Raw genomic sequence first — 18,772 nt, forward strand, 5'->3', positions numbered from 1 at the left:
AACAGAGAGGAATTGGGGAGTTGAAAGAGTGCTTGAAAAGCACCATCCTACCTTTATTGCTGTCCAATAAGTTTAGACTTATTATCTGCAAGTTGTTGATTGATATATGCCTTTAGCTCTTCAAAAGTCATATTTTGAGTTTCAGAACTTATTTTTTCTCTGATTTCCCTCATCATTTTAACAGAGTCAAACTGTTTTTCCTTTTTAATCGTTTCCATAATTTACAAGGTCTTTGGGGCTTCTAATTTCTATTATTGAATATCCAAGTCGCATGTTAACAGAATTGTAACCTTTAATTCTGTCAAGGTTTACGATATGTTTAAAGTTCCAACTAGCTAATACGTCTACTTTATAAATAGTTGCTAATGCGATATGTCTGCAGTCTTCTAAACTCGTCTTGCCTACAACTTTTTCATTGATGTAGGTATCAGCTAATTTAATGGCTTCTTCCGTTAATTCTATACGTTGAAATTTATCAGCTGGATAGCTATGTAAAAGCAATCTTACGTGAGTCGGAGCATTTATTAATTCTAGGTCGAGTAAATCAGAAACAACAAAGATTACCTCATCTTGAATAAGCCTTTCAAATAGCTTAATTGTCGCTTCTTTGAACTCTTCGTCAAAGTAACCGCCCACGACAGATGTGTCTATGTAAATTCGCTGTTTCATTTATTTTTTATTCCTTACGAAGTTAATAAAAAAGGTGGTACAAAAAATCCCACCCCCTACACCCCACCCATACAACTCTCATAAAACTCCTCAAACTCCGCCGTATCCGCGAAGTAGCCCTCATAGTTTTCAGCCTCTTCAGGGTTCAGTTCTTGGGCCTTTTTGAGGTCTTCGCAAGCACCTACATTGTCTTTTAGTTTTGCTTTCGCCGCCGTTCGGTAGAAATAAAACGTAGCAGAAGGTTCGAGTGCAATGCTCTTAGAAAGGTTCTCTAGCGCCTCTTCCCACAGAAACGCGTTATATAAAGCGAAGCCCAACAGGCCGTAATTAATGGACCGGTATTCTTTTGTTTCGCCTTGTTTTTCCATCACGGTGACGATTCGTTTTCGCACGGCGGCCTCTTCATCAAACTGAGAAAGTTCAGCTAGGCAGTCAGCCGCTCTGATCAGGAGGATAATGTATTCTGGGTTGATGGCGATTGCTCTATTGTAGTCGTTGAGTGCGGCTTCCACGGCCCCGTTGTGTAGTTTAATGTCACCTCTGAATAGGAGCATTTCTACGTCGAAATTCTTTTTCAGAAAGAAGCTATCTACGAGGACGGAAGCTTTGTCGAATTGTTTTAAACGTAGGAGGCATCTGATTTTAGAGATGAGGCTGGTCGTATGGTAGGGATCTACTTTTAAGGCCTCGTCATAGGCCTCGATCGCGAGCGCGTAGTTCTGTTCGTATTGGTGGGAGAGGGCTAGGTTATAGCGGAAGTTGATGTTTGTGGGGAGTAGGGTGATGGCTTGTTGGAGGTATTTTCTGGCCTCTTCGTATTTTTCTAGTACGAGGTAGTCGAAACCGATGGCTCCCAGGGTTTCGGCGCTATTAACTCCGCTAAGTGGATCGTATTTTAAAACCTCTAAGTAATCTTTCACCGCGAGGTCGAATTTTTCTGTTTTTTCGTAGCATACGGCGCGGTTTCGCCAGGCCTTCACGTCCTTCGGGTTTAGTTTGATTGCCAAAGTCAAAGCAGCAATCGCCTCCTTATATTGACCTTTTTCGAAATGCGCCTTCGCCTTAACGTGATACGAATCAGCCGTCTGGGCAAACACACTAAAAGACAGCAGCAATAAGAAGAGTATGTTTTTCATAAAGGCAATCTCAATAAACCCTCAGACAAATAGGGTCAAACGTTATAAAATTTATTAAGCGGTAAAAAATCCCCGGAATTCGTTAAATCTCTGCCAAATAAAGTCAAACCCTTGCCAGTGAATCAATTAAAATGGTAAGTTTAGTTTTTAAGACTGTTTCTATGTTCAATCAGAATCGAATCCTGCGGGTTTTTAAGCTCATCACATTGCTGAAGACGTTCCCGGCTAAATCCATTAAGAGGCTGGCTGCTTCGTTAGAGATATCGGAGCGGAGTTGTTATCGCTACATGGATTTGTTAGCGGAGCTGGGGTTCGAGGTGCGCAAAGACGATCACCATAAATTCTACTTACAACCCTCCCTCGAAGAATCTAATTTCCTAGCTACGAACATCGTGCATGGGCATTTGGCCAAACTCTTAGCGCAAATAAACGAGGCGATAAAGGAGCAAAAGCAAGTCATCCTTCACAAATACCAGTCTGCGAGTAGTGAATCGATCGCTGATCGCTTAGTAGAACCTATCGGTTTTACGGCGAACTATACGTACCTCTGTGCCTATGAACCAGCGGATGCGCAGAATAAATATTTCAAGCTGGAGCGGATGGGATCCATTGAAATACTAGCAGAAACTTATAAATTTAAGGAAGCTCACGTCTTGCTGACACCCGATGTTTTTGGTTTTAATGATTCAGGAGAGAAGTTTCCTATCAAGCTAAAATTAAGCATGCGCGCTATGCTCTTCCTAAAAGATGATTATCCGGCAACGGTTGATTATTTGACGGACCAAAAAGATGGCTCCTGGCTCCTCGAAGTAGAGGTGAATAGTATGGAGCCGGTGGAGCGGATTTTGAGGGGAATGCCGGGGGAGGTGGGTTATATGTAAGATTATTCAATAAGTAAAGTCAAATTTTCGTAATGAAATTCAAAGACAAAATCAGTTTCCTAATCTACTTGACTTCAAATGAAAATTTCGGACCTCTAAATGTTCAATTTTCAGAACAAGATTATGGATCTATCGACTTATCGATATATCCAATAGATTCTTCAAAATCAATTCCTGAAAATATATACGATAAACTTTATGATATCATATGGTATCATTTCTATGATACCACGGAATTGTTAGGCCATTCAAATAATAATATCATTAATTCTGAATTTACAATCCAAAATAATGATGGAGAATTAGAGATGATCCTAAGTTCATTTAAGGGTTCTCATGAATATGAAGAATTTGAAATGATCTCTCAAATAAAATCATTATTACAGAAAACCGTAGGAAGAGAATACTTTTTGGCATTGAATATTTGGGGTTCCTATGATGACCTTAAAAATGCTAAAGTAGAAACTTATTATTTAGGTCAGTACAATGAAGGAGCAGAGGATACATCTATTCCCGATGAAGATGGGGCGTTAAAGGCAAAAGTGCTTGAAATGATTACCTCGTGGGCAAAAAATTTTAGTGAAGAAAGTTCTGGCGGAGAATATGAGTTTGAAGAATTTTATTTGGACTTTTCTATTGGTTCTTATCAAAATCATGATACCTGGTGTCACTTTGATGAAGAAAGCAGGGGGTCTTTATTAGACATTTCAGTTTTAAATGTAAGAAATGAGGAAGTTGAAATTGATTTTGATATCTAAACCATTGTTCAAGTATTATTTTTTTAAAATGAATTGAGGAATATGAGTAATAAAACACAAAGTATAAAATCATACAAAATAGTATATCCACAACTATATTCTTATACTCTCCCTAATCGCGTAGAGAATAATGGGTCAGAAAAAATTGGTTATACTGAACAGGAAAATGTTGATGAAAGAATTTTGCAACAAGTAAAAACTGCAGCTTTTACAGAAAAATATACAAAAATTTGGAGTGCGCCAGCATTTTTTGAGGGTGGGAAAGAAAGTTTTAAAGATGTTTCCTTCCATAAATTTCTCGAAAAAAAAGGCATTGAAAGAAAGGTTAATTTAGGTAGAGAATGGTTTTATTTTAATGAAGAACTTTCGAAATCTAAAGACCTCTTTGATTTGTTTCGAAAAGAGAAATTTTCCGCACTTCAAAATAGTAATAGAAAGTTGGAATATTCATTAAGATTTGAGCAAGAAGAGGCGGTAAAAAAGGCACTGGAATACTTTCAAAATAACCCAAAAGGTGAATTTCTTTGGAATGCGAAACCTCGCTTTGGCAAAACACTAGCAAGCTATGATTTAGCAAAGCGACTAAAAGTGACAAAAGTACTAATTGTGACGAATAGACCTGCAATTGCAAATTCATGGTTTGAGGATTATGACACCTTTATTGATGGATATTCATTTATTTCTGAAACTTCATCTTTAAGTAATAAACCAACAATCACAAGAGAACAGCATATTTCAATTACACCAATTAAGCCTCAATTCACGTTCCTATCATTACAAGATTTAAAAGGATCAAAATACTTTGGAGGGAACTTTGAAAAATTGCGGTGGGTTGCTGATTTAGAGTGGGATTTATTAATTATTGATGAGGCGCATGAAGGAATTGATACTGGTAGAACTGATGCCGCATTTGATATAATTAAACGCAATAACACACTTCATCTTTCAGGTACTCCATTTAAAGCATTAGCAAATGAAAAATTCCCCAAAGAAGCCATTTACAACTGGACATATTTGGATGAGCAAAAGATTAAGCAAATAGAAATACAAGAAGGTGAGTCAGGCGAGCACACTGATATGCCTGAATTAAAATTATTTACTTATCGTATTTCTCAAATGATAACGGATCAAGTAAATGTGGGGATAGAAATAGATAGAGAAAACTTTGATTATGCGTTTGATTTAAATGAGTTTTTTAGAGCAAAAAATCAAAAGTTTGTAAGAGAAAATGAGGTCAAAGAATTTTTGAATAACCTTACATCAAATACAAAATATCCTTTCTCTACACCTGAATTAAGAAATGAACTAAAACATACATTCTGGTATGTGGGGAATAGAGTTGAATCCGTAAAGGCCCTTGAACAACTGCTTAAAGAAGATTCCATATTCAAAGATTATAAAATTATAGTAGCTGCTGGAGATGGAAGAACTTTTGAAGAAGAAGAAAACGATTTTAGAGGTAATGAAAAATCGTATGAAAGAGTAAAAAATGCTATAAGAGAAAATGATAAAACAATAACTCTTTCTTGTGGGCAATTGACAACTGGAGTTACAATCAAAGAATGGACGGCAGTTTTAATGTTGAGTGATTTAAAAACGCCCTCTTTGTATATGCAAGCTGCATTTAGAGCTCAAAATCCTTATAAAGAATTCAGGAATGGGCAGCTGTTGATGAAAAAATCTGCCTATCTGTTTGATTTTGCACCAACGCGTGTTCTTGAAATTTATGACCAGTTTGCTAATGGTTTAAATCCAAAAGCAGTTAAAGGTGAAATTACCGAAATTGAAAGAGAGGAGAATATCAAAGAGCTTCTAAACTTCTTCCCGGTTATATCAGAAGATGTATACGGAGAGATGATTGAATTAGATGCAGAAAAAGTATTAACATTTCCTAATGCATTAGCTGCATCTGAAATTGTGAATGCTCGCTTCATGACTAATCTGTTATTTAATGATAGCTTGAAAGGAGTTTTTAACTTCCCGAAAGAAGTTGAAGATATTCTGGATAAAATGCCAGAAGAGAAAAATAAGCGCGTCCAAAAAACTTCCGAAACTCTCGACTTAGATGATGCAAGAAAAGTAAGTGAAACAAAAATTGCTAAAATAAATGAAAACAGTGAAATTATTCTTGGCGAAAAAATATTCAAAACTAATGCCGAGCGAGTTGTTGATAATTTATTAAATAACAATTATGATCAAATTTCTCCCGAAGAATTAGTTTCGACTTTTACTCAAGTAGCAGAACCGCTTATTGCTAAATACAAAGAAATATATAAAGCTACTACAGCGGAAACAAATGAGGCGACTAAACAAATACAAGAAAAAGTAAAATTAGTTGCACAAGAATACAACAATTTAGAAGTTAAAGATGGTGCCAATTTAAAACAAAAATTAATTGATATCCTAGAGGAAGATTTCGTTAGAAATAAGGTAACTGAAAAGGAACAAGAGGTTGTAGAAAAAGTTCAAAAAACAAAAGAAGATGAAGTAAGGGATAGATTACGTTCATTTACTAGGACAATACCTATGTTCATAATGGCAAATGTCTCTAAAGAAGAAATTACTATTGATAATTTTGACTTAGAAATAGATGATCATGATTTCTTAGATCTTACAAGTATAACCAAAGAAGAATTTCACAAACTCCGAGATGGTTTTGATTATGAGGAAGATGGAAAGAGAAAAACCTTTCAAGGAGTATTTGATAAATATAGATTCAATGCCTCAATTGCAGAATTTAAATTAAAAAAAGAGAAACTTGCAAATTATTTTACTGCAGAGGAAGACATATTTGGGTTAATTCCAAATCAAAAAACAAACCAAATATTTACACCTAAAAAGGTCGTTCAAATGATGGTGAATCAATTGGAAAAGCATGACCCAAGTCTATTTATAAGAACTGACAGTACGTTTATTGACCTATACATGAAATCTGGAATGTATATTACCGAGATTGTAAAAAAACTGTTCGCCAACACCAGAGTACAATATAATAACGACCATAACTGCTTGAAGCATATCTTAGAAAACCAAGTATATGGACTGGCTCCAACAACTATTTTACAAGGCATTACACATTCTTATATTTTTGGATTTGATGTTGATAATATGATCTCTCGCAAGAATTTTATTCAACATGACCTTAGTCCTGAAGCACAAAATGGCACTGGAAAAGAAAAAATACAAAAACTGTTTAAAATACAAAACGACATGAAATTCGATTCAGTAGTAGGTAATCCACCTTATCAAGATTCAATAGATGGATATAATCGTCAAGAACCTATTTATCAATATTTTTATGATTCTGCAGAAAGTATTGGTGAAAAATATTGCTTAATTTCTCCCGCTCGGTTTTTGTTCAATGCAGGGTTGACAAAAAAGGAATGGAATTTGAAAATGCTAAATCACGTAAACCTTAGTGTTGTATACTACAATCCGAATTCGAATGAACTATTTCCAAACACTGATATTAAAGGAGGCGTTGCTGCCATCTTATTCGATAGAAATAAAATATTTGGTGGAATCAAAAAATTTATTCCGAATGATAATTTAAAAAAAATAGCGTCTCACTTTGAGGATAATCAAGTTGATAATTTACCTTCACTTATTTTCGGTGGCAGGTCAGACCTAAAGTTTAATGCTGAATTTATTAAGGTCTATCCCAACTCAATAGCAGATAGACTCAGACAAATACAACAGAAGCACCCAGAGGTAATTGAACTTGGACCAAATGAAGAACATGAATTGAAATCATCAACCCTTGAAGTGTTACCGAATGTTTTTAAAAATGAGAAACCAAGCAATCCGTCAGAATTTTACAGAATTTTGGGATTAGTAAATGGAAAAAGAGCTTGGAGATGGATTGAAAAAAAATACATGCAACCTCGATACCCCAATGACAATAATATTGAAAATTGGAAAGTTTTTATTCCTGAATCCAACGGTAGCGGTTCATTTGGTGAAGCTTTAAGTGCACCCGTTATTGGTGCGCCTTTGGATACCTCAACACCCACATTTATAAGTATAGGGAATTTTGATAAAGAAGAAGAGGCACATAATGCATCTAATTATATTAAAACAAAATTAGTAAGAAGTTTATTGGGTATTCTTAAGATTACACAACATAATCCTAAGTCAAATTGGTCATATATTCCAATCCAGGACTTTAGTAATAATTCAGACATTGACTGGTCAAAAACAATTTCAGCAATAGATCAGCAGTTGTATAAGAAATACCACCTTAGTGTTGAGGAAATTGCATTCATTGAAGAGAATGTTCAACCTATGAACTAAGAAGGGATTAATGATGAAAGAAAAAATTGATACTCAAACGATAGATATACGAGAGGATTATCTTTTAAAGAAAGGTCAACTGCTGGATCTTCTTTTGCAAGATAAAAGTACAGGTAAAAATATATTATGGGCTACAGATTCTTATGAATCAAAAGGAAAAAGGTTTGCTCCAAGTGCTCCTATTTCTTCAGATTTAATAACGGGTAAAAATGGTAAACTTATTCAACCTCGCGCGGTAAAAAGTAAAAAAGAACAACTAATAAGAACACGAGATAAAGCAGAAGTTTTTACACCACTTGGGATTGTGAAACAAATGAACGAAGCTTGTGATACCAAACGGTTAACCAAAAATAACTGGCAGGAATACGTTGCATTACTGAAATTAGAAATTACCTGTGGCGAGGCTCCTTATATCATTTCTCGTTATGACCCTATATCTGATAAACAGGAGTTACTACCGATAAGCAAACGAGTGGGTTTTTTAGATAAAAAGTTGAGTCTTATTTCAAAATACTGCGATAATCGAGAAGAATGGCTCAATTGGGTTTTAATTGCTTTTAAAAGTTCTTACGGTTATGAATGGCAAGGCGATAGTTTGCTTATTGCAAGAGAGAATTTGCTTTATACTTTTATTGACTATTACAAAGCAAAATTTAAAGAAACACCAGGTGTAGAATTACTGAAAGAACTAGCTGAAATTATCGTTTGGAACATCTTTCAAATGGATGGTTTAAGATATGTGATACCAATGAGCTGTATGAGTGAAGAAATAATAATTAAAGGAGAAGAAACTTTATTTGAGAAAAAAGAAGACTACATTGCTATAAAGCATTGTTCAGGTTGCGAAAAAAAAATAATCCAAAATCATAATGGGGTTTATGTGAAAATTATGGATTGGGTAAATAATCAAGCTATTAAATTTATAGAAATTGTGCCAAACAATTAAGCAAGCCAATCAAGTATTGTGGTTTTTCCAGTTCCTAGCCTATTTTATTTATAAGTCTTCAAACCTTAAAATGGGCTCTATTTTAAAAGTGTCACAAAACTTATGATATAGATCGTATTCGATATCGTGTTCGTGCTCATTTAAGAGATATTGTAGTTTTTGGCCAATTAGCTCTGGAGTATAATCGTTTGCCCAGTAAATTTGATTATTCGAAATACTAGCTATAATGATTCTATTTAATTGCTCAATTGAGAACTCGTTTATTTTAACTAATTCAGCTAATCTTGCTCTAGCCGCGTCAAATGTTGTACTATCTTCAAATGCTTTAATTTTTGTGTTTTTTATATCTTCAGTTGTTATTTTAACTTCAGGGAATGTTGTTTTCAAAAACTGATTAAAGCTATTATAAAATATCAGGTTTGATTTCTTAAGATTCTTCCACTCATTATTTAAAAAATCAGAAAAATCATTTTTGTCTAAAGGAGATGAAAAATCACTGTCATCAGAAACAAAATGCAAATCTTTGGTTTTAGGTATTATAGAGAGTAACGTTTCCCAATTAATAGCATCGCCTAAAGATTTATTTTTTCCTGGAGGATTTCCTAATTCGAATCGATATTTAGCAGATGCCATAATTGTATTTGAAATAGGAATTATTTTTGAATTATCAAATAATCTAAAAATAACTTGATCTGCTTTAAGTGATTTAGATTTGATGTCATTACTTAGCTTTTCAATTAGCATTCTTTTTTTCTCTTTGAAAATCATTTCTGATTTTTTTAAGTCTTTGAACTCATCATAATCTTTACACATTTGAGGTAATTCTGACTTCAATTCGTTTAATGAAAGTCTTTTTATAGCATCATGTAATTTAATTTCTCTGTTTCTATTGAATTCATCTAAAACTTGTTGAGTAATAAAAATTGTAACCTCATCTCCATTTATTAAACTAGACAAGTCCATTAAATTATCTAAATCTTCATTTGAAAAATGATAAAAATTCAAAAATATATTAGTGTCTACAAACAGATTTATCATTTTTTATTTTTTGACAATGATTTGATTAAAATTTATCATATAACTGATACACAACTTTCATTAGTAGATATTCCGACGAAAGTACACCAGCGTTACGCTATAAAGTACGCCATTTATTCCGGAGTAAAGTACCACACTTTTTTAGCCTATTTTTTCCACTAAGCTAACCTGTTTTTTTTAAAATCAGTGATTTTTTGGATATTCCGCTACTAAGTACCCTACGATTCCGCTGACCTGTTACCAAAAATCGAGACTAAACTAGAGTAAATTGGGTGTCAAAATCAATAAAAAACAGATGGTATGAAATTTGGAATCAGAAAAGTATCGATCTCTAAAAGTATGGCGGCTAGGACCTCTTTGACCCGTATAGCTAAAAATAGTCTAGGCCTGAAAGCCCCAAGAGGTTATGGCTGGTTAACTAACCCGAAGAAGGCCTTGTATAACAAAGTGTACAATAAGACCTCTGTGATTATTTTTAGTTCGAAATTTTGGAACTGGTTTAAATAGGAATGCTTTTAGACCTAAAAACACCTTGCGTCGATTAATTTCCTTAATCGACGCATTTTTGCGTAGAATAATCGATATATTTACCGCATTGAATTAATTGAACATGGCGAAATACATCTATCAATCACCCACTTGGCCTAACTTCACCTGGAAAGAAGTAGAACTAAATCTACTTTTAGGGGAAGTTCGCTTATTACAAGGTAAAATTTCTGGCCAAATGTCTGCGATCGGGTTTCTGCCCAGACAAGATGCCCAGCTGAACTCCTTGACTTTGGATGTGGTCAAATCCTCTGAAATTGAAGGGGAACACCTAAACTATGATCAAGTTCGATCTTCGGTGGCCATACGATTAGGAATCGAAGCGGGTGGATTAGCCACTGACGACAGGAGAGTGGATGGAGTAGTGGATATGGTTTTAGATGCAACGGTAAATTTTCTAAGTCCTATCACGAAAGAACGTCTATGCGGTTGGCATGCCGCACTTTTTCCTACCGGTTATAGTGGTCCCTATAAAATAGAGGTGGGCCGCTACCGGACGGGAGAAATGCAAATCGTATCGGGTGCCATGGGTAAAGAGAAGGTGCATTATGTAGCGGTAGAAGCCGCCAGGGTCTCACAAGAAATGGACATTTTCATCGATTGGCTAAACAGCGATGTGCCTATGGATTCCGTGCTAAAAGCGGCCGTCGCACACTTTTGGTTTATTATCATACACCCTTTTGACGATGGAAATGGACGTATCGCCCGGGCGATTAGTGACCTGTTTTTGGCCAGATCAGAAAAATCAGCTGAACGCTTTTACAGCATGTCCAGTCAAATGCTGATCCAGAAAAAAAACTATTATGCCACCTTGCAAAAAGTCCAACACAGCGACGGGGACATCACAGATTGGATGCATTGGTTTCTAGACTGTGTACACTTAGCGCTATTAGAAACAGATTCACAGCTCCGCACCTTGCTGGTGAAGACGGAATTTTGGCATAAAATGGACAAAACCCCTATTAATGAACGCCAAAGAATCCTTTTAAACAAATTGTTTGACCACTTCGATGGCAACCTAAGTACCTCTAAATGGGCTAAAATCGCCAAATGCTCCCATGACACCGCCTTGCGCGATATCAAAGACCTAATCGAAAAAGGAATACTAAAGGAGGATCTAGCCGGCGGGCGAAGTACGAATTATGTGTTAGTGGCCCCATAGAAATCATTCGAAATATTTATCAATTTCTTGGCCTCCTTTAATTCGTTTACTCATCTACTTTTTTTTAAGTTTGTTCAGCCTGAAAAAGTGGTAGTTCGGAAATTCCGTATACCCACTTAAAATGGTGCTAGGGCTGGTGAGCCTAAAAATATTGTCGTTGAGCAATTAGAAGATTCGGATTTTAAGAATATTACAAAATCTAGGTATCATTTTAACTGGGAAGAGCAAAAGGCAAATGATGTATTCAAGCTTAGGTTGATTGAAAGCGATGAAATCTTAGGACTTATGTCATTGAAAGTACATAGGGATGAAATGCGAATTGAAATTGTGTTATTAGCTTGTTCAATTGAAAATATGGGTAAAAACAAAATATATGATCGAATTGCAGGGAATTTAATAGCCTTTGCATGTCGTGAAGCAATTAAATTGTTTGGTGCTGATGCTTGTGTTTCACTACTGCCCAAGACTGAACTGAAAAAATATTATATAAGTCAATATGGGATGTTAGACGCTGGTAGGCAAATTTATGTAGAATCAAATTCTCTATTTAATCTTATAAAGGAATACAAGGTATGAAAACGAATGAAAATAAATTTACCTTAGCCGAGTTAGCTGAATCTGTTGTATTTGAAAATCGTCTAACTCCAGAGGAAAGAAAATCAGCTGATATAGAACTGGCTGAAGCTCGAAGAAAAAATAGAGAAAGAATCACAGGCAATCAGCAATTATATGCCCAAGTATTGCAATTACGCTTTTTAATGGAAGATTACGCTAAATCAGAAATCTTTGATCAGGAGTTATCATTTGCATCTTTTCTGAGAAAATATATAAGGTTGAATTACAAGGTCAATAAAAAGTTCGCTAATGACATTGATTTAAAAGAGGCTGAACTTAGTCTGATATTGAATAGGCGCCGGTTACCTAATGAAAAAACCATAGTCCGGTTAGAACTTCATTCAAATGCTATGATTCCCGCCATCAGTTGGTATCGAGTTTTGGAGAAAGAAAAAGAACATGAACTTCTGTCAAATACCGCGTTTAGACAAAAACAAGATAAACATGTGAAAAATCGCCTAAATCTTGAATTACAAGAAGTTTGAGTTAATGGAAATTCTGGAAAGGGGATAATTATATTACCAATCGCTATTAGACTTTTCAGTGATATCTTCTTTCTTTCTGCTCGCCCTTTGACGTTTACTCTCTTCTAATTTTGCTAATTGGAGCGGGCTTAACTGCAGTGGTTTTATCTCAAAATTTTGAAATATTTGAAGTTGTCCTAGTGCCCTTAAAATTTGAACTAGAGATAGAAGTGTGATGCTACTACCATTTTCTATTTGAACAACCGTAGAACGATTAACACCAGCCGCAGTTGCCACTTGTTGCTGCGTTTTATTCTGCTGCAATCGCGTTTCTCGGATAAACGTACCCAGCATTTCTAATAGCGCAGGGTCGCTCATCGCGTGCCAATAGTTGATTCCTTTTTCCATTTTCAGTTTCCAGATCTATGCTAAAATATCAATTTTAGCATTATTGTTGGTAAATTCCATCACAAATATACATTTTATTCATTAATGATGGGAAATAGCAACAATTATTTTGATGAAGTCTGTCTTGTGTAAACAATCGGCACTAACCATTTGTCAATGGCTTATACTCAAACTTCATCAGCTCCTCCAGTGAGATGTACTCTAAAGTCTTAACATGTGTCGCCTTTAATAGGATGGGAGGTGCCACGTTAGCTTGATAAGCCTCTATCCATCTCGATACACAAAGGCACCATTTATCTCCCTCCACTAGACCTTTAAAACCAGATGCGGGGTAATCAACGGTTAAGTCGTTCCCTCTACTTTTGGAAAACTGTAAAAATTCATTGGTCACCACAGCACAAACCGTATGTGTCCCTCTATCGTTCACACCCGTGTTACAGCAACCATCTCGATAAGCCCCCGTCATAGGACTCGTTCCACAAATCAGTAAGGGCTCGTTGAAAACATTGAGAGAATTATTCATTTGGGTCATTTAGGGATTTATTGTGCGTATAAAGCTATGTTTTTTTAACTAAAATAAGCTAAGGGCAGATCTAAATGTAGGGCAATAAAAAAACCACCTCGTTTGAGGTGGTTTTTGTGGTCCCACTAGGATTCGAACCTAGGACCCCCTGCTTGTAAGGCAGGTGCTCTGAACCAGCTGAGCTATAGGACCATTTCGTTGAATTGGTTTGCAAATATCTTATTTTATTTTAAAATATGCAAGTCTGGGTTTGAAAAAAGTTGATAAATTTTGTCTCAGAGGCCCTTTTCTTTGATTATCTGCCTGAAACACACCATCTTTGCGGCAGAAAAATATTTTTATGGAATCATTGCTTTCGGTAGATAGTATTGTCAGTTTATTGACATTGACGTTTTTGGAGATCGTATTAGGGATCGATAATATCATCTTTATTTCGATTACGGCCTCCCGCTTACCTAAAGAGGAGCAGGGCAAGGCGCGCAATATCGGTCTTATGCTGGCGATGGTTTTCCGCATTATCCTGTTGTTTGGGATCTCGGTCTTGATTTCGCTGCAGCAACCCTTCACGCACATCGACTATCCGTGGCTGAAGGCCGCACCGTCTGGCCAGGCGATCATCCTCTTTGTGGGTGGCTTGTTCCTACTCTATAAAGCGACGAATGAAATCTTCCAAAAGCTAGAAGGCGAGGAGCACGAAGTCTCCACCACAAAGAAAGCCGTTAATTCAGTGGCCAAAGTCGTAACCCAAATCGCCCTCATCAACCTCGTCTTCTCCATAGACTCCATCTTAACGGCCATAGGCCTAACCAATAACATGCCGGTGATGATTATCGCCGTAGTCGTATCTGCGTTAATTATGATGGGATTCTCGGGCCCAGTCGGCCGCTTTGTGAACAATCACCCGTCCTTACAGGTTTTGGGACTATCCTTCTTAATCATGATCGGCTTCATGCTGATCGCAGAAGCGAGCCACGACTCTGAACTAACCATCCTAGGCAACTCCATAGGCCAGATCCCTAAGGGCTACCTCTACTTCTCCATCGCATTCTCCCTATTCGTAGAATTCATCAACATTCAGATGCGCAAGCGCAGCACGAAGAAGGTGGAGATAAACGATATGAAGAACCAGGCGGAACGCGAGGGTATCATATAATTAAAAAGCCCCAGAAGGGGCTTTTTAATTATATATTGTTTATTCACCTGATAATTCTTGAACCTCTTTTTGAAGAATGGGAAGGTGGTTGATAACAATACCCCAGACAATTTCGTCAGACACAGAATCATAGCCATGAATAATTCTATTTCTCGTGTCTACTATTTTGCGAGAATTGGTGATTTCAATAGTAGTATCTTTGGCCATAATTCTACTTAAAGCTTCTCCTATGATCTCAATATTTCTTTCGACCGCTCTTCTGGTGCGAATGTCATTTCTGTAACTGGAATATTCTTTGGGGATATCAGTAAAGAAACTATCAATTTCCATGATAGAACTTAATATATCGTACAGCCACGCCTTTATCTCAATATCCATAAACAAGTTCCTTAGTTTGATTAACGACTTGTTTAAAATAAGGATTCTTGATGGCTTGTGCCTCTAGTAAATCGATGGGACGATTGAATATCTCTTGTAAGGAGAACTTGAAATCAAAATAATTGTCAGCGTATTCATTGACGTTTACATCATCAAAATCGACGAGTAAATCAATGTCACTATGAGAGTTGAATTGAGGCGTTAGAACAGAGCCAAAAGCATACAAGCTCTTTACCTTGTGGTTCGCACAAAGGGCATTGATTTCATTTTTGTATGCTGTAAGCGTGTTCATAATACGAATTAGAACGTAAACTTAACGTAAATCAATGCCGAAGCAAACTATTTAATACTTTTCGCAATCGCTAGCAGCTCTTTCGCGCCACCCTGCGGCAGGCCTAGAACCTTCTTCTTCACTTTGCCTGAGGCATCTAAAAAGAAGACCGTAGGATAACCTTCTAATGGATACATATTCGCTAAGGCTGGGCCTTCTCCCGCTTCCATGTCCACACCGATAGACACGAAGTGTTCGTTGATGTAAGCGCCTAATTCTGGATTAGGGAATACCTTTGACTTTAATACCTTACAAGGACCACACCAAGTCGTATACGCATCGAACATGATGCCTTTGTTCTCTTTCTTGGCTTTGGCCATCGCTTGTCTGAAAGTTCCTTCGAAGAAACGTACACCCGCTGGCTCGTCTTGCGCAGTTGTGGTTAACGAGATGGCTAATAGGGCAATTAGTAGGTATTTCATAGGTTTAAGTCGGGAGTCGCTAGTCACTAGTCACTAGCAAAATTTTAAATTATATCTCTACTCTATAATCTTTGCTCTTTAACTGTCGACTATCGACTAGCGACTGTCGACTATGTTAAATTCATACAATTAATCCGGAGGATTAATTGTATGAATTTAACATCACCGGCATCACAAGTAACAAAATATCCTCATTCTCATCTTGATCCGATGGAATAATTAATCCAGCCTTGTTAGGCTCGCTTAATTTGATGTCTACGAATTTCGCAGAAAGGTTTGATAACAATTCAGAAACTAATTTCGCGTTGAAACCGATCTCCATGTCTTTTCCTGCGTAGTCGCAAGCAAGTACTTCGTTCGCCTCGTTCGAGTAATCCAAGTCCTCTGCTGAAAGCGTTAACTTGTTCGCAGATAGCTTTAAGCGGATTTGGTGGGTTGTTTTATTCGAGTAGATCGAGATACGTTTTACCGAGCTCAAGAACTCTAAACGGTTGATCGTTAAGATCTCGTTGTTTTCTTTCGGGATCGCGTTCTCGTATTCTGGGAAGCGCTCGTCGATGATACGGCAGATTAAGGAGAAGCTTTGGAAGCTGAAGAAAGCGTTTGAGGCGCTGAATTCAACGGTTACGTTCGTGTCATCTGCAGGTAGCGTGGATTTTAATAGGGCCAAAGCCTTCTTTGGCAAAATCAAACTACTCTGTGCATCCGGACGAATGTCATTACGACGGTAACGCACTAAACGGTGACCGTCAGTGGCTACAAAGTTCGTGTGATCGCCCATCATTTGGATTAAAACACCGGTCATCGCTGGACGCATATCGTCGTTAGAAACCGCTAATAAAGTATTGGCGATCGCTTCTCCTAAGACCATAGATGTTAACGAAATCGTTTGATTCTTCGCTACTTCTGGGATACGTGGGAAGTCGATAGGGTTTTCGCCTGATAATTTGAAACGACCGTTTTGAGTCGAGATCTCAGCGCCAAAAGTCGCTTGATCCGCCGAAATCGTCACCGGTTGCTCTGGTAAGCTACGTAAAGTCTCTAACAATAAACGCGCTGGTAAAGCGATCGATCCGTTTTCGAATCCTTCCACTTCTAAACGCGTCGTCATCACCGTTTGTAAGTCTGATGCCGTTAAGATCAAGGTATTACCCTCTAATTCCACTAAGATGTTCTCTAAGATAGGAATGATAGGATTGCTAGCAACCACACCATTGATGGCTGATAATTGCTTTAATAAGACATTAGAGGCTACAAGAAACTTCATTATAATTTAGCTTTAAGATACGTGTAAAAGGGTTTTCGACAGGCTGTCGTTCAAACCTTGAAGTTAAAATAATTTAAGCTTTCTACCAAAGCTTTTAGCGATTGTATTTCCGCTTTCGGTAAAACACAACCCCTAAACTCAGCAACGTCGCAAAAAGAAGTGGCACCGCAATATTAATCACTTGGTAGAAGGTGCCGTCTGCTTGGATTTTGGCCTTATCTAAAGGTCGAAGCTGTATCGATTTAGACCGCGCTAACAGCGGCGAATTCTCCTCGATTAAATACGTGAACGCGTTCAACAGAAAGTCCTTGTTTGCGAAGGTATTCTTCATAAACGGGTCAAAACCCAGCGGCAGCGCCTGCTGCGACTGATAATCCACCCCATTCAAGGCCACATCGCCATCGCCCACGACTAGAATCGCAGATTCTTTGTCGCTGGAAGCCACGAAGTTCGTGTCCTGCGTTAAATTATTATAGGCAGACTCGAATTTGCCCTCCACAAGATACGCGGCCGTCTGAACCCCCGCATTATAAGCCGCTGGGTCAAAATCCTTGCCCGCAGAACTAAACGACAGCAGGGAAGGGGCTTTCGCCACCTGCGTATACTGACTGGTGCGTAATAAAGGCGTTTTGCGCAAAGCGACGCCTGAAATCGTATCGACCGTAGAAACGAAACGGCCATAAACCGCATCCAGATTTTTCGTGATCAAGTTCTTCGGATTTCCATTCAATAACGGGAAAGACGGCCAAGGCATCAGCTGGATGTTTGGCTTATTGCCCATATTGCCCACCTTCAAAGGAATCATCCCAGAAAGCTGCGCGTCCTTCACCAGGTTCGCATTGATGCGTAGACCATAATGGAACAGGATATTTTCTAAACCGGTTTTGCGGGGACTGATGGCTAAACCTTGGTTCTCCAATGTATCGATTTTCACGCCATCCACCAGGAACAGGGCCTTACCACCTTTGACGATAAACTGATCAATTTTATAGGCGTCTGATTCGCTGAATTCACGTGTCGGATTCAAGACGCAGATCGCATCCAAGCCGTCCAAGGTAGGAGAAGCCGCTAAGTCCACCGGGAATAGGTCATACTTGCGTTTTAAGCTATTCACCAGATCGATTTGGGCAATCGCCGGGGTAGACGAATATTCGACAAAGAAACCGATCTTCTTGCGCTCTTGTGGCAACAAGGTTTGGATCCCTTGCACGATCTCGTATTCTAATCCTTCGACAGACTGATTAATAATCTCTTCTGGACCCGCTAATTTGTTTCCTTTCAGTAGAAGCACGCCTGTTTTTAAGGCGCCTTTGGAAATAACCAAACCCGGAAAAACTAATTGTTGTACCTGCTTGCCATTCTCCTGATGAACTAAATTAGTGGGCGGAATGCCTAAAGAATCTAATTGCTGTGTCAAAGAAGCGCGCGCCTCTTCCGTAGGATATTCGTCATAGACATCGATCACTTCCACCTCCATCTTCGCGCTGGCGCTAGATTGCATGTCGGCGAGTAGGTCCAACGTTTCTTTTTGGAGACGTTTAAATCCTCCCGGCAAATCATCCCCACCTAAATAAACTTGCACTAAAAGGGGCGCATCGATGCTATTCAAGATGATCTCACTCGACTCACTCAGCGTATACTTGCCGTCCTCGCTCAGGTCAAAACGTCCGCGCACATAAGGGCTCAACGCCATCAGAAGGACTCCGATACCGATGAGGTAATAAGCGCTAAAACGTTTTAAGTGCGTCTTCATATAGGTGGTAAACAAGAAAAGCATCCCTT

At 37.8% G+C, this 18,772-nt stretch carries 20 protein-coding genes and 1 tRNA gene; 9 read left to right on the plus strand and 12 right to left on the minus strand.

Features of this window, described 5'->3' with window-relative positions:
• Positions 1–53 precede the first annotated feature (53 nt).
• From EWU21_RS11295 to EWU21_RS02260, 3 genes are read right to left on the minus strand one after another with little or no spacing between them, the layout of a single operon-like run.
• Positions 54–218, minus strand: a complete 165-nt coding sequence (locus tag EWU21_RS11295) for a hypothetical protein (RefSeq protein WP_201738083.1) — start codon at positions 216–218, stop codon at positions 54–56.
• Positions 205–669, minus strand: coding sequence for a PIN domain-containing protein (locus EWU21_RS02255; protein WP_130895173.1), 465 nt, complete (start codon positions 667–669; stop codon positions 205–207). The genes EWU21_RS11295 and EWU21_RS02255 overlap by 14 nt, the downstream gene beginning before the upstream one ends.
• A gap of 56 nt (positions 670–725) precedes the next feature.
• Entirely contained in the window at positions 726–1,805 is a 1,080-nt protein-coding gene (locus EWU21_RS02260) for a tetratricopeptide repeat protein (protein ID WP_130895174.1), read from the minus strand.
• Positions 1,806–1,936: 131 nt separating this feature from the next.
• Between EWU21_RS02260 and EWU21_RS02265 the strand changes: the two genes are divergently transcribed.
• From EWU21_RS02265 to EWU21_RS02280, 4 genes are read left to right on the plus strand one after another with little or no spacing between them, the layout of a single operon-like run.
• Entirely contained in the window at positions 1,937–2,686 is a 750-nt protein-coding gene (locus EWU21_RS02265) for a helix-turn-helix transcriptional regulator (protein ID WP_130895175.1), read from the plus strand.
• 32 nt (positions 2,687–2,718) lie between these two features.
• Positions 2,719–3,444, plus strand: coding sequence for a hypothetical protein (locus tag EWU21_RS02270; RefSeq protein WP_130895176.1), 726 nt, complete (start codon positions 2,719–2,721; stop codon positions 3,442–3,444).
• Between the two features lie 42 nt (positions 3,445–3,486).
• Positions 3,487–7,737, plus strand: coding sequence for an Eco57I restriction-modification methylase domain-containing protein (locus EWU21_RS02275; RefSeq protein ID WP_130895177.1), 4,251 nt, complete (start codon positions 3,487–3,489; stop codon positions 7,735–7,737).
• A 13-nt stretch (positions 7,738–7,750) separates the two neighbouring features.
• A complete protein-coding gene (locus EWU21_RS02280) occupies positions 7,751–8,683 on the plus strand; it encodes a restriction endonuclease subunit M (RefSeq protein WP_130895178.1) in 933 nt (310 codons plus the stop codon).
• A 48-nt stretch (positions 8,684–8,731) separates the two neighbouring features.
• Here EWU21_RS02280 and EWU21_RS02285 read toward each other — a convergent pair whose 3' ends face one another.
• A complete protein-coding gene (locus tag EWU21_RS02285) occupies positions 8,732–9,721 on the minus strand; it encodes a PIN domain-containing protein (RefSeq protein WP_130895179.1) in 990 nt (329 codons plus the stop codon).
• Between the two features lie 300 nt (positions 9,722–10,021).
• Here EWU21_RS02285 and EWU21_RS02290 point away from each other — a divergent pair, with 300 nt between their 5' ends.
• The 4 genes from EWU21_RS02290 to EWU21_RS02305 all read left to right on the plus strand — a co-directional run bounded on the left by EWU21_RS02290 (position 10,022) and on the right by EWU21_RS02305 (position 12,529).
• A complete protein-coding gene (locus EWU21_RS02290; RefSeq protein WP_130895180.1) occupies positions 10,022–10,228 on the plus strand; it encodes a hypothetical protein in 207 nt (68 codons plus the stop codon).
• A gap of 103 nt (positions 10,229–10,331) precedes the next feature.
• Positions 10,332–11,429, plus strand: a complete 1,098-nt coding sequence (locus tag EWU21_RS02295; RefSeq protein ID WP_130895181.1) for a Fic family protein — start codon at positions 10,332–10,334, stop codon at positions 11,427–11,429.
• A gap of 285 nt (positions 11,430–11,714) precedes the next feature.
• The gene (locus tag EWU21_RS02300; RefSeq protein WP_130895182.1) at positions 11,715–12,005 is read left to right on the plus strand and encodes a hypothetical protein; all 291 of its coding nucleotides are present in this window, start codon (positions 11,715–11,717) and stop codon (positions 12,003–12,005) included.
• Positions 12,002–12,529 (plus strand): hypothetical protein, encoded by a 528-nt coding sequence (locus EWU21_RS02305; protein WP_130895183.1) that lies wholly within the window; start codon positions 12,002–12,004, stop codon positions 12,527–12,529. The genes EWU21_RS02300 and EWU21_RS02305 overlap by 4 nt, the downstream gene beginning before the upstream one ends.
• A gap of 33 nt (positions 12,530–12,562) precedes the next feature.
• Here EWU21_RS02305 and EWU21_RS02310 read toward each other — a convergent pair whose 3' ends face one another.
• From EWU21_RS02310 to EWU21_RS02320, 3 genes are all read right to left on the minus strand, one after another.
• Positions 12,563–12,916: a helix-turn-helix domain-containing protein gene (locus EWU21_RS02310; protein ID WP_130895184.1), complete on the minus strand. Its 354-nt coding sequence runs from the start codon at positions 12,914–12,916 to the stop codon at positions 12,563–12,565.
• Between the two features lie 142 nt (positions 12,917–13,058).
• Positions 13,059–13,439, minus strand: a complete 381-nt coding sequence (locus tag EWU21_RS02315; RefSeq protein ID WP_130895185.1) for a DUF2237 family protein — start codon at positions 13,437–13,439, stop codon at positions 13,059–13,061.
• A gap of 117 nt (positions 13,440–13,556) precedes the next feature.
• Positions 13,557–13,631, minus strand: a tRNA-Val gene (locus EWU21_RS02320).
• Between the two features lie 148 nt (positions 13,632–13,779).
• Between EWU21_RS02320 and EWU21_RS02325 the strand changes: the two genes are divergently transcribed.
• Positions 13,780–14,592, plus strand: coding sequence for a TerC family protein (locus EWU21_RS02325; protein WP_130895186.1), 813 nt, complete (start codon positions 13,780–13,782; stop codon positions 14,590–14,592).
• A gap of 39 nt (positions 14,593–14,631) precedes the next feature.
• Here EWU21_RS02325 and EWU21_RS02330 read toward each other — a convergent pair whose 3' ends face one another.
• The 5 genes from EWU21_RS02330 to gldG all read right to left on the minus strand — a co-directional run bounded on the left by EWU21_RS02330 (position 14,632) and on the right by gldG (position 18,743).
• Positions 14,632–14,970, minus strand: a complete 339-nt coding sequence (locus tag EWU21_RS02330) for a HepT-like ribonuclease domain-containing protein (protein ID WP_130895187.1) — start codon at positions 14,968–14,970, stop codon at positions 14,632–14,634.
• Positions 14,960–15,262: a nucleotidyltransferase family protein gene (locus EWU21_RS02335; RefSeq protein WP_130895188.1), complete on the minus strand. Its 303-nt coding sequence runs from the start codon at positions 15,260–15,262 to the stop codon at positions 14,960–14,962. Before EWU21_RS02335 ends, EWU21_RS02330 begins: the two co-directional genes overlap by 11 nt.
• A 47-nt stretch (positions 15,263–15,309) precedes the next feature.
• Positions 15,310–15,723, minus strand: a complete 414-nt coding sequence (locus EWU21_RS02340) for a thioredoxin family protein (RefSeq protein ID WP_130895189.1) — start codon at positions 15,721–15,723, stop codon at positions 15,310–15,312.
• A 142-nt stretch (positions 15,724–15,865) separates the two neighbouring features.
• The gene (gene dnaN, locus EWU21_RS02345; protein ID WP_130895190.1) at positions 15,866–16,990 is read right to left on the minus strand and encodes a DNA polymerase III subunit beta; all 1,125 of its coding nucleotides are present in this window, start codon (positions 16,988–16,990) and stop codon (positions 15,866–15,868) included.
• Between the two features lie 94 nt (positions 16,991–17,084).
• Positions 17,085–18,743, minus strand: coding sequence for a gliding motility-associated ABC transporter substrate-binding protein GldG (gene gldG / locus EWU21_RS02350; protein WP_161566462.1), 1,659 nt, complete (start codon positions 18,741–18,743; stop codon positions 17,085–17,087).
• Positions 18,744–18,772: the final 29 nt, after the last annotated feature.

Source organism: Aquirufa antheringensis (genome assembly GCF_004307425.1).
Lineage (GTDB): Bacteria > Bacteroidota > Bacteroidia > Cytophagales > Spirosomataceae > Aquirufa > Aquirufa antheringensis.

Bases quoted from the DNA above. Each gene is read 5' to 3' on its own strand.
- EWU21_RS11295 (WP_201738083.1), bottom strand. From the start codon at position 218: ATGGAAACGATTAAAAAGGAAAAACAGTTTGACTCTGTTAAAATGATG.
- EWU21_RS02255 (WP_130895173.1), bottom strand. From the start codon at position 669: ATGAAACAGCGAATTTACATAGACACATCTGTCGTGGGCGGTTACTTT.
- EWU21_RS02260 (WP_130895174.1), bottom strand. From the start codon at position 1,805: ATGAAAAACATACTCTTCTTATTGCTGCTGTCTTTTAGTGTGTTTGCC.
- EWU21_RS02265 (WP_130895175.1), top strand. From the start codon at position 1,937: ATGGTAAGTTTAGTTTTTAAGACTGTTTCTATGTTCAATCAGAATCGA.
- EWU21_RS02270 (WP_130895176.1), top strand. From the start codon at position 2,719: ATGAAATTCAAAGACAAAATCAGTTTCCTAATCTACTTGACTTCAAAT.
- EWU21_RS02275 (WP_130895177.1), top strand. From the start codon at position 3,487: ATGAGTAATAAAACACAAAGTATAAAATCATACAAAATAGTATATCCA.
- EWU21_RS02280 (WP_130895178.1), top strand. From the start codon at position 7,751: ATGAAAGAAAAAATTGATACTCAAACGATAGATATACGAGAGGATTAT.
- EWU21_RS02285 (WP_130895179.1), bottom strand. From the start codon at position 9,721: ATGATAAATCTGTTTGTAGACACTAATATATTTTTGAATTTTTATCAT.
- EWU21_RS02290 (WP_130895180.1), top strand. From the start codon at position 10,022: ATGAAATTTGGAATCAGAAAAGTATCGATCTCTAAAAGTATGGCGGCT.
- EWU21_RS02295 (WP_130895181.1), top strand. From the start codon at position 10,332: ATGGCGAAATACATCTATCAATCACCCACTTGGCCTAACTTCACCTGG.
- EWU21_RS02300 (WP_130895182.1), top strand. From the start codon at position 11,715: ATGTCATTGAAAGTACATAGGGATGAAATGCGAATTGAAATTGTGTTA.
- EWU21_RS02305 (WP_130895183.1), top strand. From the start codon at position 12,002: ATGAAAACGAATGAAAATAAATTTACCTTAGCCGAGTTAGCTGAATCT.
- EWU21_RS02310 (WP_130895184.1), bottom strand. From the start codon at position 12,916: ATGGAAAAAGGAATCAACTATTGGCACGCGATGAGCGACCCTGCGCTA.
- EWU21_RS02315 (WP_130895185.1), bottom strand. From the start codon at position 13,439: ATGAATAATTCTCTCAATGTTTTCAACGAGCCCTTACTGATTTGTGGA.
- EWU21_RS02325 (WP_130895186.1), top strand. From the start codon at position 13,780: ATGGAATCATTGCTTTCGGTAGATAGTATTGTCAGTTTATTGACATTG.
- EWU21_RS02330 (WP_130895187.1), bottom strand. From the start codon at position 14,970: ATGGATATTGAGATAAAGGCGTGGCTGTACGATATATTAAGTTCTATC.
- EWU21_RS02335 (WP_130895188.1), bottom strand. From the start codon at position 15,262: ATGAACACGCTTACAGCATACAAAAATGAAATCAATGCCCTTTGTGCG.
- EWU21_RS02340 (WP_130895189.1), bottom strand. From the start codon at position 15,723: ATGAAATACCTACTAATTGCCCTATTAGCCATCTCGTTAACCACAACT.
- dnaN (WP_130895190.1), bottom strand. From the start codon at position 16,990: ATGAAGTTTCTTGTAGCCTCTAATGTCTTATTAAAGCAATTATCAGCC.
- gldG (WP_161566462.1), bottom strand. From the start codon at position 18,743: ATGAAGACGCACTTAAAACGTTTTAGCGCTTATTACCTCATCGGTATC.